We start from the raw sequence: 12,235 nt of genomic DNA, 5'->3' as shown, positions 1-12,235 counted from the left end.
TCCATGTTTTCACCCGTTCTCACCATGATGATGGAGCGCCACCGCATCCCGGTGGTTGACGAGGCGAACATCGACGCATTCGACTTCACCGCGCTGTTTTTCCCCGGTGACTGGCTGCGGCTCGCCGAGAGCAACGATGTGGCGGTGATCCTGCCGGAGCTGGTGCAGGCCTTCCAGGGCGTATTCAAGCCGGTCGTGGTATCGCGCGAGAGCGAGCGCAAGCTGCAAAGCCGCTATCGCTTCAACGCCTTCCCGGCGCTCGTCTTCCTGAGGAACGGCGAATATCTCGGCGTCATAAAGCGCGTGCTCGACTGGGAAGACTACCTCACCGAGATCGCCGGCATACTGACGCGCGAGCCGAGCGCGCCGCCGCCTTTCGAGTTTCCCGAAGCCTGCGCGACGCATGACCGTCGCGACCACGATCATTTCCACTGAGCGAAAGCGCCGGGGAGGGCGCGCCATGGCAGCATCACTATTCCGCGGCATCGGGCCGGGTTCACAGCCGGGCGAAGAGGACGGCGGCGACTTGCAGTATATGGAAATGCTGAAGGTCATGGCGACCTCTGCGGCACCCGTGTTGCCGGAGAAGGAAAATGTCGCAGGGCTCGAAGCTGCTTTGGCGGTGCTGTCCGCGCTGGCCGAAAGCCTCGACCGGTGCTCGCTGGATTGCGAAAACGCGGTGCATGATCTTTCTCCCCTCGACCGCGCCAATCGCGCGCTGATCGATCAGGCGCTGGGCGAAGGCGAGGTCTCGATCATCTGCGGCGAAGACCTGCAGGCTCAGGAGTCGGTGCTCGCCGGTGTCTGGCGCGTGCGCCAGACCGGACCGGATGGCAGGCTTGTGCGCGATTTCGTCGATGTCGGCGCCTTTCCCTCGGCCGTGCTGGAGAGGGCCTTCGCCGGCTGCCGCAATACGCTCGTTGGGCCGGCGACCTATCCGATGGGCGTCTTGAACGCGCCGCCGCTGATTTCAGAGCTCAATGACCGCATCCCGCTCGTCGGGCCCGGCATCGGGCCACACGTCATAAACCTGTCGCTGCTGCCGCACACTGAACAGGACCTGACCTTCCTCGACGGCCTGCTTGGCCACGGGCCGGTGGTCGTGCTGTCGCGTGGCTACGGCAATTGCCGCGTGACCACGACGGCGACGCGCGGCGTCTGGTGGGTGCGCTTTTTCAATTCGAGCGACGATCTCATCCTCAACACGATCGAGGTCACGGCCTTGCCGGAGGTGGTCCGCGCCGCGCCCGAGGATATTGCCGACAGCCGCCAGCGACTCCTCGAAATCCTGGAGGTCTACCGATGAACGACTCGTTCTTTGCCGGTTCCTATGGCGGCGACAATGCCAAGATCGACCCGATGTCGCGGCTCGAATGCAGGATTTGCTGGCATGTCTACGACCCGGCCAAGGGCGACGACTACTGGCAGATCTCGCCCGGCACGCCTTTCGCCGAACTGCCGGCGCACTGGAGCTGCCCTACCTGCGACGGCTCCAAGCAGGGCTTCATGGTCGTGAACGACTGACATGGATCATTCGCAAGCCGTCGCTGCCCGTCTAGAATTCGTGTTTCAGCGGATCGAACGGACGGCAATGGGAGGAATTCCGATCCTCAACCCGGCGCTTTGCGTCAGCGCGGTGGGCGTGCGGCAGTGGCAGGGCGAATGGCTCGCGGTTCTCGTCACACCCTGGTTCATGAACCTCGTGCTTCTACCTTCTGGCGACGGGCAAGCGCGCCCGCGCGTGCCTACGGGCGCGAAGGAGCATGTCTCATTCCCGGCGTATCGGTTCGAGTTCATCCAGGCCTATGAAGAGGAGCTCGGCTGCTACCGCATGTGCTCGCTGTTCTCGCCGATGTTCGAATTCGCCGACCAGGAGAGTGCGCAAGAGGCTGGGCGGCAGGTGCTTGCGGAACTGTTCAATCCTGAGGCGGAAGAAGACGAAGACGGCGACATGGTCCGTGTCGGGGAAGGCCGGCTACCTGAGGAAGAGGCAAGCACCTTGGACAAGTTTGAGACAACCGGAATACCTGCGAGCTCTCAGCCGCCGGGACTGACCCGCCGCTGGCTGTTCGGTTTGGGCGACAAGGAGGAGACCGCCGCATGAGCGTTGATGGCCGCGTCTCCATCGATCTCGTCTGCGATGGCGGTCGCGTTGTGGAAGCCATCGTTATGCCGCCGCGCCCGATTGCGCTTGGTCCGGTCGTGCGTGGCCGGCCGGCGAGGGAGGTCGTCTCGGTGATCGGCTCACTGTTCAGTGTTTGTGGTATTGCGCAGTCGGCGGCGAGCGTCGAGGCAGCCGAAGCGGCCCTGGAGATCGGGACGGACCGGCGCACGAAACAAGCGCGGCGGCTTCTTGTGCTTGCCGAGACGCTGCGCGAGCACCTGCTGCGCATTGGCTTGGATACTGCCAGTCTCGCGGGCGAGCCTGCGGACGGTAAAATCCTGCGCCGGGCTATGGGCCTGCCGCAGCGCCTCAAGCAGGCACTTTTTCCAGGCGGGGATGCATTCGTTCCGGGCGTGTGCGTGGGGATGCCGGGCGCGGAAGCCGCCGAAACGGCAGCCGAAGCGAGCTATCTAACGCAGTCCGTGGTCTACGAAGGCGAAAAGCCGCTTGGCGAGATGGATCGCGATGCCTTCGCGCAGTGGGCTATGGAGCGCAGCACGGTTGCGGCCCGCCTCATCGCGCCGGTCTTGGCAAGGGACTGGGCCATGATAGGCCACCCCGAAACGACAGATGGGGGAAACGGACATTTGCCGAAGCAAGCGTCGGCCGACACGAGCTGCCTCGCCAGGCAGGCTGGTGCGCCGCTCGTTCGCGCTTTCCTTTCCGAAAACGGTGGCGCCGGGCTGGCCGCACGGCTGGCCGCCCGCTTGGTCGAGGCATCGAAGCTGCCGGGGCAGATCGCCGGAGGGCTGGCGGCCCTGCGGGATGTCGCGGACGGGTCCGAAGTGCCTAGGTGCGAAGTCTTTCGCGACGAGAACGGGGGCCGCTGTGCTACTGCCTTCGCCGAGGCAGCACGCGGCCGGCTGGAACATCGGATTGTTTTGAACGACGACCGTATCGCCGACTACGACATCACGGCTCCGACCAGCATTCATTTCGCGAAGAGCGGCATTGCCGCGCGCTCGCTTTCGGCGCTCGCTGCATCCAGGCGTGAAGATCTGGCGGTCCAGGCCGATCTCCTGGTCCGGGCCATCGACCCCTGCGTCGGCTACGATGTGAGGTTTCGCTAATGCACGAGATGGCCATATGCGAGTGCATCCGTGGCATCCTCGAGGAAGAGGCCGCCAGACAGGATTTTCGGAAGGTGAGCCGCGTCTGCCTGGAAATCGGGCGGCTATCCGATGTCGAGGTCGAGGCGCTGAAGTTCGGCTTCGATGTCGTCATGCGTGGCTCTCTGGCGCAAGACGCAAGACTGGAAATCGTCGAGACGGAAGGCAGGGCCTGGTGCATGCCTTGCGGCCAGAGCGTGCCGATCGCGGCACGCTTCGATCCATGCCCCGACTGCGGAAGCCATCAGCTGCAGGTGACCGTCGGCGAGGAAATGAAGATCAGGGAATTGGAGGTGAGCTGATGTGCACTGTTTGCGGATGTGGCGAGGGCGAGGTCCGGATCGAGGGCAAGGCGCATGGCCATCACCATCATCACGGCCACGAAGGCCAAGATCACGGCCCCCATCATCATCATCACGATCATATACACGATTGTGGCTCGGGCCCCGCTAGCACCCATGCGCCGGGCATGAGCCAGGCGCGGATGGTCAAGCTGGAAAAGGATATGCTTTCCAAGAACAACGAGTATGCCGATGCGAACAGAAAAATGTTCGCCGAGCGCGGCGTGCTTGCGCTCAACCTCGTCTCCAGCCCCGGCTCTGGCAAAACGACGCTGCTTTGCCGCACGATCGACGCACTGAGGGGCAAGTTGCCGATCGCCGTGATTGAGGGCGACCAGCAGACTTCCAACGATGCCGACCGCATCCGCGCCACCGGCGCGCCCGCGATCCAGGTCAACACCGGCAAGGGCTGCCACCTCGACGCGCATATGGTCGGCCATGCCGCAGATCACCTCGACCTTGCCGAAGGAGGCCTGCTCCTCGTCGAAAACGTGGGAAACCTCGTCTGTCCGGCGGGCTTCGATCTCGGCGAGGCGCACAAGGTGGTGGTGCTCTCAGTCACCGAGGGCGAGGACAAGCCATTGAAATATCCCGATATGTTCGCCGCCGCCGATCTCATGATCCTCAACAAGACCGACCTGTTGCCGCATCTCGACTTCAACGTGGAGGCCTGCATTGCCAACGCCCGAAAGGTGAACCCGCGGATCAAGGTGCTGAGGGTTTCCGCGCGCACGGGCGAGGGGATGTCGGACTGGACGGCCTGGATCGGGGCGGCCCGCGCAATGGCGCTAGCCGGCCATCCGCTGGCGGCCGAGCTCAAGGGAGCAGCCTGATGTGCCTGGCCATTCCCGCCCGCGTCGTTGAACTGCTCGACGACGACATGGCCGTGGTCGCGTTCGGGACGGTCAGGAAGCGCATCTCGTTGGCCTTGGTGGCAGACGTCTCGCTTGACGATTTCGTGCTCGTCCATGTCGGTTATGCGCTCCACAAGGTGAGCCCCGAGGAGGCCGAGCGCACGCTGCAGCTGATGGCCGAAGCGGGCGTGCTGGAGGAGCTGGAGGAGACTTCGGCGTGAAATATGTCGACGAATATCGCGACCAGGAGCTTGCGAAGACCATCGCCGGCGCCATCGCGACCGAGGCTGATCCGGAAAAGAGCTATCATTTCATGGAGTTCTGCGGTGGGCACACGCATGCGATGTTTCGCTACGGCGTGCAGGACCTGATGCCGCAGAACGTGCATTTCGTGCACGGACCCGGATGCCCCGTTTGCGTGCTGCCCATCTGTCGCCTCGACGATGCGGTGGAACTCGCCGAGCGGCACGGGGTCATCCTTTGCACCTATGGCGACATGATGCGCGTGCCGGGCACCAAGCATCGCAGCCTGATCCGCGCCAAGGCTGACGGAGCGGATGTCCGCATGGTCTATTCAACGCTCGATGCCTTGAAGATCGCGCGTGAAAACCCCGAGCGGCAAGTCGTCTTCTTCGCCATCGGCTTCGAAACCACGACGCCGCCGACGGCCGTCGCGATCAAGACGGCGCAAGCCGAGGGGTTCAAGAATTTCAGCGTGTTCTGCAACCATGTGCTCACGCCGGCGGCGATCTCTCACATTCTTGAATCGCCGGAAGTGCGGGAGCTGGGCATCGTCAAGATCGACGGGTTCCTGGGACCTTCGCACGTCTCCTCCGTGATCGGCTCGCAGCCATTTGAATTCTTTGCCGAGGAATTCCAGAAGCCAGTTGTCATCGCCGGCTTCGAGCCGCTTGACGTCATGCAGTCCGTTCTGATGCTGATCCGGCAGGTCAATGAAGACCGGCACGAGGTCGAGAACGAATATACCCGCGTCGTGACCGAGGAGGGCAACCACAAGGCGCAGGCCCTGGTGAGCGCGGTCTTCGAACTGCGCAAGACCTTTGACTGGCGCGGCCTCGGCACCGTGCCCTACAGCGCCCTGCGCATCCGCGACGCTTATGCCGATTTCGACGCCGAGAAGCGCTTCGAGCTGTCGGTCAAGGCTTCGCGCGAGGTGACGTCCTGCGAATGCCCGTCGATCCTGCGCGGGGTGAAGAAGCCGACCGACTGCAAGCTGTTCGGCACCGTGTGCACGCCGCAGAACCCGATTGGCTCATGCATGGTCTCCTCCGAGGGCGCCTGCGCGGCCTACTGGACCTATGGCCGTTTCCGCAAGCCTAAGGCGTTGGAGGCGGCGGAATAGTGAGCGCGAACGATCCCAGGCTAGCTGTAACCACCTCGTCGGTCCGCGGCGTGGTGGACATGACGCATGGCGCGGGCGGCCGCGCGACGGCCGAGCTGATTCGGGATATCTTTCAAAGACATCTGGCCAACGAGTTCCTGGCCCAAGGCAACGACGCGGCCCTGCTCGGCACCGTCTGCGGACGCCTGGTGATGGCAACGGACGCGCATGTCATCTCGCCTGTGTTCTTTCCGGGTGGGGATATCGGCGCGCTGGCGATCCACGGCACGATCAACGACGTCGCCATGATGGGCGCGCGGCCGCTCTGGCTGTCCGCGTCCTTCATCCTGGAGGAAGGTTTTCCGTTGGCCGAACTCGAAAGGATAGTTGTTTCAATGGCTTTTGCCTCCCGGGAAGCGGGCGTGCCCGTGGTTACGGGCGACACCAAGGTGGTGGAGAAGGGCAAAGGCGATGGCGTTTTCATCTCCACGACCGGTGTCGGCGTGCTGGCGGACGGCACTGACGTCTGCGGAAGCAATGCCCGGCCGGGCGATGCAATCCTTGTCTCCGGCACCATGGGCGACCACGGAGTGGCTATCCTGTCGAAGCGAGTACACCTTGATTTTGAAACGGAAATCATCTCCGACAGCCAGCAGCTGCACGATCTGGTGGCGGCGATGCTTGCTGCCATTCCCGGTATCCGGGTGCTGCGTGACCCAACGCGCGGCGGATTGTCGGCGACGCTGAACGAAATCGCGCAGCAGTCCAAGGTCGGAATGGTAATCCGGGAAGCGGCGGTTCCGGTGAAGCCGGAGGTCGCGGCGGCGTGCGAACTGCTCGGCCTCGACCCGCTGAACGTTGCCAACGAAGGCAAGCTGATCGCCATCTGCGCGGCGCAAGATGCGGAGACTTTGCTCGCAGCGATACGCGCTCATCCCAAGGGCCAGGATGCCGCAATCATTGGCGAAGTCGTCGCAGACCAGCATGCGCTGGTGCGGATGAAAACGAGACTTGGCGGTATGCGTGTGGTCGACTGGATCGCCGGGGAACAGCTTCCGAGGATCTGCTGAAGATGCGCATTCTGCTTCTCGTCACCGCCTTCAACGCCTTGAGTCAGAGGATTTTCGTGGAGCTTGGCGAGCACGCACACGAGGTCTCGGTCGAGATGGACGTCAACGACGAGCGGACCATCGAGGCGGTAGATTTGTTTCGGCCAGACCTTGTCATCGCCCCCTTCCTGAAGCGCGCAATCCCGAAAAAAGTCTATGAAAACCAATGCTGCATGGTCGTTCACCCAGGCATCGTCGGCGACCGCGGCCCCTCCGCGCTGGACTGGGCGATGATGGACGGGGCGACGCAGTGGGGTGTCACGGTGCTGGAGGCGGCGGCCGAAATGGATGCCGGGCCGGTCTGGGCCAGTGCCTCCTTCGCGGTGCGAAAGGCGACGAAATCGAGCCTCTATCGTAACGAGGTGACCGACTCGGCGGTGACGGCGGTGCTCGAAGCGATCGCGCGGTTCGAGCAAGGCGAAAAGCCAATTGCCCCGGAAGAACAATCTGTTGCGCCCCTCGGCCGGTGGCGGGATGCAATCAAGCAGGCGGACCGGCGGATCGATTGGGCTACCGACACGACCGAAACGGTGCTGAAGAATATCGCAGCAGCGGACGGCGCGCCGGGCGTGCGGGACAAGCTTTTCGGCGAACCGGTCTTCCTTTTCGACGCGCGAGAGGCACGTGAACCAGGGGCTGACGTGCCTCTCGCGCGGGGTGAACGGGGCAAGATATCGCTCCCGGAGCCGGGAGCGGTCGTCGCCAGGAGCGGGCCGGCGATCGCCCTCGTCACCGTCGACGGCGCGTTGTGGATCGGCCATGTCCGGCACCCCAATTCGCCACACCCGTTCAAGCTCCCGGCGACCATGGTCTTCGCGAACGAAGTTGCAGGCCTGCCGGAGATCCCGCTCAATTCACCGGGCGGGTATCAGGACATCATCTACGAAGAAGGCGGTGCGGTCGGCTATCTGCACTTCCCCTTCTATAACGGTGCAATGGGAAAGGACGGCTGCCGAAGACTTTTGGACGTTTATACAAAAGCGACGGAGCGTCCGACCAGGGTGATCGTGCTGTGCGGAGGAGCGCAGTTCTGGTCCAACGGGCTCGACCTCAACCGGATCGAGGCGGCCGACAGCGCGGCCGACGAGTCCTGGGTCAACATCAATGCCATCGACGACCTCGCCGAGGCGATCATCCGCACGACAAGCCACATCACCGTAGCAGCGCTTGCCGGAAATGCGGGAGCGGGCGGCGTGTTTCTCGCCCGCGGCACCGACCAGGTCTGGATGCGCTCGAGCGTCATCCTCAACCCGCATTACAAGGACATGGGCAATCTCTACGGCTCGGAGTTCTGGACCTATCTCCTGCCGAGCTGCTGCGGGCCTGAGAATGCCCGCCGGATCGCGGCGGCGCGCCTGCCGATGGGCGCGAAGGAGGCGCTGAATCTCAATCTGGCCAACCGGGTATTCGCGGGGGCAAGCGAGCTGTTTATGGCGCAAGTGAGGGCGTCGGCTGCCGCGCTGGCCGGGAGCGCAGAGTTTCCGCGGTTGCTCGCCGAAAAACAAGCCCAGCGCGCAGCCGACGAGGCGGCCAAGCCGCTTTCAGCCTATCGCAAGGAGGAGCTTTCGCGGATGCGCCGCAATTTCTACGGCTTCGACCCGAGCTACCACGTCGCGCGGCATAATTTCGTGCACAAGGTGCCGAAGTCGCGCACCCCAGTGACGATCGCCCGCCACCGCGACGTTGCCTGGCAGGGCGGCCGGGAGGGGATGAGGAAGGCATCTTGAGCGACCTGCCGTGCATTTTGTTCGTCGACGACGAAATCCGCTTGCTGGAGGCGCTGTGGCGCATCCTGAGCGAGGATTTCGACGTGCCGTGCATGGTGTGCACGGTGCACTGATGGGCGCGCTGCTCGCCGAGCCCGCAGTGGAGGGACGCCTGGTCCGGGTGACGGGGCTTGTGCAAGGCGTTGGCTTCCGGCCGACAGTGTGGCGCATCGCGACCGCTATGGGGCTATCGGGCCATGTCCGCAACGATGCTGCAGGCGTGGAGATCGCGCTGTGGTGCAGCGATGCTGAGTTCGAGACCTTCGCGGACAGGCTAAAGGCGCGATGCCCGCCGCTGGCGCAGATCGACGGGATCGAGGCGGCGACGCTTGAGGGGCCGCGGCCGGCGGGCGGCTTCGCTATTGCGGCGAGTGCGGGCGGGCCGGTGAAGACCGGCATCGTGCCCGACGCCGCCTGCTGCCCGCAATGTCTTGCGGAAGTGCTCGACCCCAAGGACCGGCGCTATTTCTACCCTTTCGCCAATTGCACGCATTGCGGGCCGCGGCTGTCGATCGTCAAGGCTATCCCCTATGACCGCCGCTCGACCGCTATGGCACGATTTTCGATATGCGAGGAATGCCGGGCCGAGTACGAAAATCCGGCCGACCGCCGCTTTCACGCCCAGCCGATCGCCTGCCCGGCCTGCGGCCCGCGCGTCTGGTTGGAAGGTCCGGACCGCGTCGTGGTCGGCGGCGGCCCGCAGGCGGTGATCCGGGAAGCGGCGGCGCTGATCGGGGAAGGGCGGATCGTCGCGATCAAGGGCATCGGCGGGTTCCATCTCGCCTGCGACGCGACGGACGAAGCGGCGGTGGCGCAGCTGCGCGCCCGCAAGAAACGCGACGGCAAGCCGTTCGCGCTGATGGCGCGCGACTTGGAGCAGCTTGCCGAATTCGCGGAGCTGTCGGGCGAGGAGCGCGCCGCACTTGCCGCGCGAGCGGCGCCGATCGTGCTGGTGAAGCGCCGTGACAGCTGCGGCGTTGCGGGGGGCGTGGCGCCGGAGAACGAGCGGCTCGGTTTCATGCTGCCCTACACGCCGCTGCATCATCTCTTGCTGCGGGCGCTGGACGGTCCGGTGGTGATGACCTCCGGCAATCGCTCGGGCGAGCCGCAATGCAAGGACAACGACGAGGCGCGGCAGGAGCTAGCCGGGATCGCCGACTTCTGGCTGATGCACGATCGCGAGATTGTCAACCGGCTCGACGACAGCGTGGTGCGCCGCGACGGCCACGGCATTTCGGTGTTGCGGCGCGCGCGCGGTTTCGCGCCGGAGCCGCTCGCGCTGCCGGCGGGCTTCGATGGCCCGGTCAGGGTGCTGGCTGCGGGCGGCGATCTAAAGGCCGCGTTCTGCCTGGCGGGCGACGGCAAGGCGCTGCTGTCGCAGCATCTCGGCGACCTCGAGGAGCTGAAGAACCAGGACGCGTGGGGGCAGGCGTTGGGGCTGTATCGAAGCCTGTTCGACACGAAGCCGGACCTCATTGTGGCCGACCGGCATCCGGGCTACCGTTCGACCCAGCTTGCCATGGAGCTTGCCCGTGAGACCGCGGCAAGTTTTGTGCAGGTCCAGCACCATCACGCGCATCTCGCCTCGTGCCTTGCCCAGCACGGCCGCGCAATCGACGCACCTCCGGTGCTCGGCATTATCCTCGACGGTCTCGGATACGGCGATGACGGCACGATCTGGGGCGGCGAGTTCCTGCTCGGCGGCTATCGAGGGTTCCGGAGGCTGGCATATTTCGAGCCGGTCGCCATGCCCGGCGGCGACAAGGCCAGCGTCGAGCCGTGGCGCAATGCCTATGCGCATCTGCGGGCGGCTTTCGGTCCGGATTTCCTGGCCAAGCTTCCTGCCGATCGGCCCTTTGTCCGCGCCCTGGCCAAAAAGCCGCTTGGCGTGCTGGACCGGATGATCGAGAGGGGCGTCAATGCTCCGCTTGCCTCCTCGGCGGGGCGCCTTTTCGATGCCTGCGCGGCATTCCTCGGCATCTGTTTCGAGCGCCAGAGCTACGAGGGGCAAGCCGGCATGGAGATGGAGGCGCTCGCCAGCCCGTTCATGGATGCGGCCGAGGCTTGGCCAGCAACCTCGCCGAAGGGGCCGGCTATCTCTTGGAAAGGTCTGTGGGAAGCGCTTCTTCGCGATCAGGCTTCGGGCGTCGAAACCGGACTGATTGCCGCACGCTTCCACAGGACGTTGATAGAGATCATCTCGCGGAAGGCCATCGGACTCACTAAGGAAAACGGCGTCGGCACGGTCGCACTGTCCGGTGGCGCTTTCCAGAATCGGCTGCTGCTCGAAGGCGTACTCGCCGAGCTCACAGTTGCCGGATTGGAGGGGCTGGCGCACGCAAGCGTTCCCGCAAACGACGGCGGTCTGGCGCTCGGCCAGGCAATGATCGGCCTGGCCCTTTCGCATTGACACCAATCGTTGAAGAAAAAGTATCAGCATCGTCTATATAAGGCGGTGCGTATTGTGACGAGGGGCGGCCAGCTTGCCGCATTCGTCCGGGCCGTAAGTGGCTCATCTGCGCGCATCGCCGGGTAAAAGGACTTAGCCAGGAATGATGCTCCGAAAAGGAATCGTCGAGGACAGCCCTCCAAGCCGCGCAGCCAAGCAGCGTTTCTCGAATGGCTCTTTTTAGGCCGCCGACAATGCGCGTTCCACGGCTTCGGACAGTGAGAAGGATGCGAGACGGCGCGTCGGTTCGAGCGGCCCTGTTCGCAATCACGAACACGACCGAAGGAAAAACCGTAGCGGGCTGCGAATTCCTTCTGCGTCATCCCAATTTCCGGCGGATGGCACGCACATCGACCGTTGCATTCTTTAGTTTGGCGGCGTCAGCGTTGGCGTATGCAAGAGCTTCCGAGCGCCCTGCAAAATCCTCGATCCTGCCTTGCTCATTTTCCACTCCTGATCTTCTTCACTTGCGCTGGCGCTTCAAGAACTGCGCTGATGATCGGGCCGTCACCAAGCCCAACCGCGCTCGCTCGGGCTGCGCAACCCTGACCAGCTTCGCCCGGCGAGCGCTCACCGTCCCGGATCAATGAAGGGGGCCCCTTTGCGCGCCGATCCAGGGTCCCCATTCCGGGCCGATTGACAGTCGGTCAAGGAGACTGGCAAGAACGGTCTCCGGTCGCCTGGTGAGATGGCGTTTCCGTTGGCGACAGATGCCGACCTTTTCCAGGACCGCCATGGCCAAGCTGCGGTGCAGCATCCCATGGCGGTGATGTGTGACTGCGTGCCCCAGCGCCAAAGGCTGTTGCGGCATGTATTTTCAATGCTCCATTACGCGCATGAACCACCCCTGACAAAGATTGCCTCCCGGCGACTTTGGACCTCTATTCGCTGAAATTCAGAATCATGGTTCAGCATAGTGGATTTCGATGAGCGACGTCGATTTCAAAATCAATGAAAGGCGTCCGCAAATTACTATGGGAAATCATATACTTCTCACACGAGGGCGGCCATCGTTCTGCTGCGATCTAACGACAGGCATTAGTAGAGCACGTCCTGTGATCGATGAATCGATTGTGATGTGACGGCTGCGTTTTGTGCTGA

At 63.8% G+C, this 12,235-nt stretch carries 12 protein-coding genes; all 12 read left to right on the top strand.

Annotated elements, in window-relative coordinates; translation table 11 throughout:
- The first annotated feature begins 3 nt into the window (after positions 1-3).
- Positions 4-435 (top strand): thioredoxin domain-containing protein, encoded by a 432-nt coding sequence (locus tag AC56QP_RS12510; protein ID WP_489859491.1) that lies wholly within the window; start codon positions 4-6, stop codon positions 433-435.
- Between the two features lie 25 nt (positions 436-460).
- Complete coding sequence (locus tag AC56QP_RS12505; protein WP_489859492.1) at positions 461-1,306, top strand: hydrogenase expression/formation protein; 846 nt, start codon at positions 461-463, stop codon at positions 1,304-1,306.
- Positions 1,303-1,524: a rubredoxin gene (locus tag AC56QP_RS12500; RefSeq protein WP_489859493.1), complete on the top strand. Its 222-nt coding sequence runs from the start codon at positions 1,303-1,305 to the stop codon at positions 1,522-1,524. Before AC56QP_RS12505 ends, AC56QP_RS12500 begins: the two co-directional genes overlap by 4 nt.
- A gap of 1 nt (position 1,525) precedes the next feature.
- Positions 1,526-2,104: a [NiFe]-hydrogenase assembly chaperone HybE gene (hybE, locus tag AC56QP_RS12495; protein WP_489859494.1), complete on the top strand. Its 579-nt coding sequence runs from the start codon at positions 1,526-1,528 to the stop codon at positions 2,102-2,104.
- Positions 2,101-3,234 (top strand): hypothetical protein, encoded by a 1,134-nt coding sequence (locus tag AC56QP_RS12490; protein ID WP_489859495.1) that lies wholly within the window; start codon positions 2,101-2,103, stop codon positions 3,232-3,234. Before hybE ends, AC56QP_RS12490 begins: the two co-directional genes overlap by 4 nt.
- A complete protein-coding gene (hypA, locus tag AC56QP_RS12485) occupies positions 3,234-3,575 on the top strand; it encodes a hydrogenase maturation nickel metallochaperone HypA (protein WP_489859496.1) in 342 nt (113 codons plus the stop codon). Before AC56QP_RS12490 ends, hypA begins: the two co-directional genes overlap by 1 nt.
- Positions 3,575-4,447, top strand: a complete 873-nt coding sequence (gene hypB / locus AC56QP_RS12480; RefSeq protein ID WP_489859497.1) for a hydrogenase nickel incorporation protein HypB — start codon at positions 3,575-3,577, stop codon at positions 4,445-4,447. The genes hypA and hypB overlap by 1 nt, the downstream gene beginning before the upstream one ends.
- On the top strand, positions 4,447-4,689 hold the full coding sequence (locus AC56QP_RS12475) for a HypC/HybG/HupF family hydrogenase formation chaperone (RefSeq protein WP_489859498.1): 243 nt from the start codon (positions 4,447-4,449) through the stop codon (positions 4,687-4,689). Before hypB ends, AC56QP_RS12475 begins: the two co-directional genes overlap by 1 nt.
- Positions 4,686-5,831, top strand: a complete 1,146-nt coding sequence (gene hypD / locus AC56QP_RS12470; RefSeq protein WP_489859499.1) for a hydrogenase formation protein HypD — start codon at positions 4,686-4,688, stop codon at positions 5,829-5,831. The genes AC56QP_RS12475 and hypD overlap by 4 nt, the downstream gene beginning before the upstream one ends.
- 59 nt (positions 5,832-5,890) lie before the next feature.
- The gene (gene hypE / locus AC56QP_RS12465) at positions 5,891-6,880 is read left to right on the top strand and encodes a hydrogenase expression/formation protein HypE (RefSeq protein ID WP_489863609.1); all 990 of its coding nucleotides are present in this window, start codon (positions 5,891-5,893) and stop codon (positions 6,878-6,880) included.
- Between the two features lie 2 nt (positions 6,881-6,882).
- Positions 6,883-8,646, top strand: coding sequence for a hydrogenase maturation protein (locus tag AC56QP_RS12460; RefSeq protein ID WP_497100542.1), 1,764 nt, complete (start codon positions 6,883-6,885; stop codon positions 8,644-8,646).
- A gap of 88 nt (positions 8,647-8,734) precedes the next feature.
- Positions 8,735-11,095 (top strand): carbamoyltransferase HypF, encoded by a 2,361-nt coding sequence (hypF, locus tag AC56QP_RS12455; protein ID WP_489859501.1) that lies wholly within the window; start codon positions 8,735-8,737, stop codon positions 11,093-11,095.
- The last annotated feature ends 1,140 nt before the right edge of the window (positions 11,096-12,235 follow it).

This window comes from Mesorhizobium sp. RCAM 05104 (assembly GCF_059683645.1).
Note: the sequence above shows the minus strand (reverse complement) of the source record. Positions and strands in the feature narration are given on the sequence as shown.

What these genes read in the sequence shown, in the direction of transcription:
- AC56QP_RS12475 (WP_489859498.1), top strand. Translation starts at nt 4,447, where the DNA reads ATGTGCCTGGCCATTCCCGCCCGCGTCGTTGAACTGCTCGACGACGAC.
- hybE (WP_489859494.1), top strand. Translation starts at nt 1,526, where the DNA reads ATGGATCATTCGCAAGCCGTCGCTGCCCGTCTAGAATTCGTGTTTCAG.
- AC56QP_RS12510 (WP_489859491.1), top strand. Translation starts at nt 4, where the DNA reads ATGTTTTCACCCGTTCTCACCATGATGATGGAGCGCCACCGCATCCCG.
- AC56QP_RS12490 (WP_489859495.1), top strand. Translation starts at nt 2,101, where the DNA reads ATGAGCGTTGATGGCCGCGTCTCCATCGATCTCGTCTGCGATGGCGGT.
- AC56QP_RS12505 (WP_489859492.1), top strand. Translation starts at nt 461, where the DNA reads ATGGCAGCATCACTATTCCGCGGCATCGGGCCGGGTTCACAGCCGGGC.
- hypB (WP_489859497.1), top strand. Translation starts at nt 3,575, where the DNA reads ATGTGCACTGTTTGCGGATGTGGCGAGGGCGAGGTCCGGATCGAGGGC.
- hypA (WP_489859496.1), top strand. Translation starts at nt 3,234, where the DNA reads ATGCACGAGATGGCCATATGCGAGTGCATCCGTGGCATCCTCGAGGAA.
- AC56QP_RS12500 (WP_489859493.1), top strand. Translation starts at nt 1,303, where the DNA reads ATGAACGACTCGTTCTTTGCCGGTTCCTATGGCGGCGACAATGCCAAG.
- AC56QP_RS12460 (WP_497100542.1), top strand. Translation starts at nt 6,883, where the DNA reads ATGCGCATTCTGCTTCTCGTCACCGCCTTCAACGCCTTGAGTCAGAGG.
- hypE (WP_489863609.1), top strand. Translation starts at nt 5,891, where the DNA reads ATGACGCATGGCGCGGGCGGCCGCGCGACGGCCGAGCTGATTCGGGAT.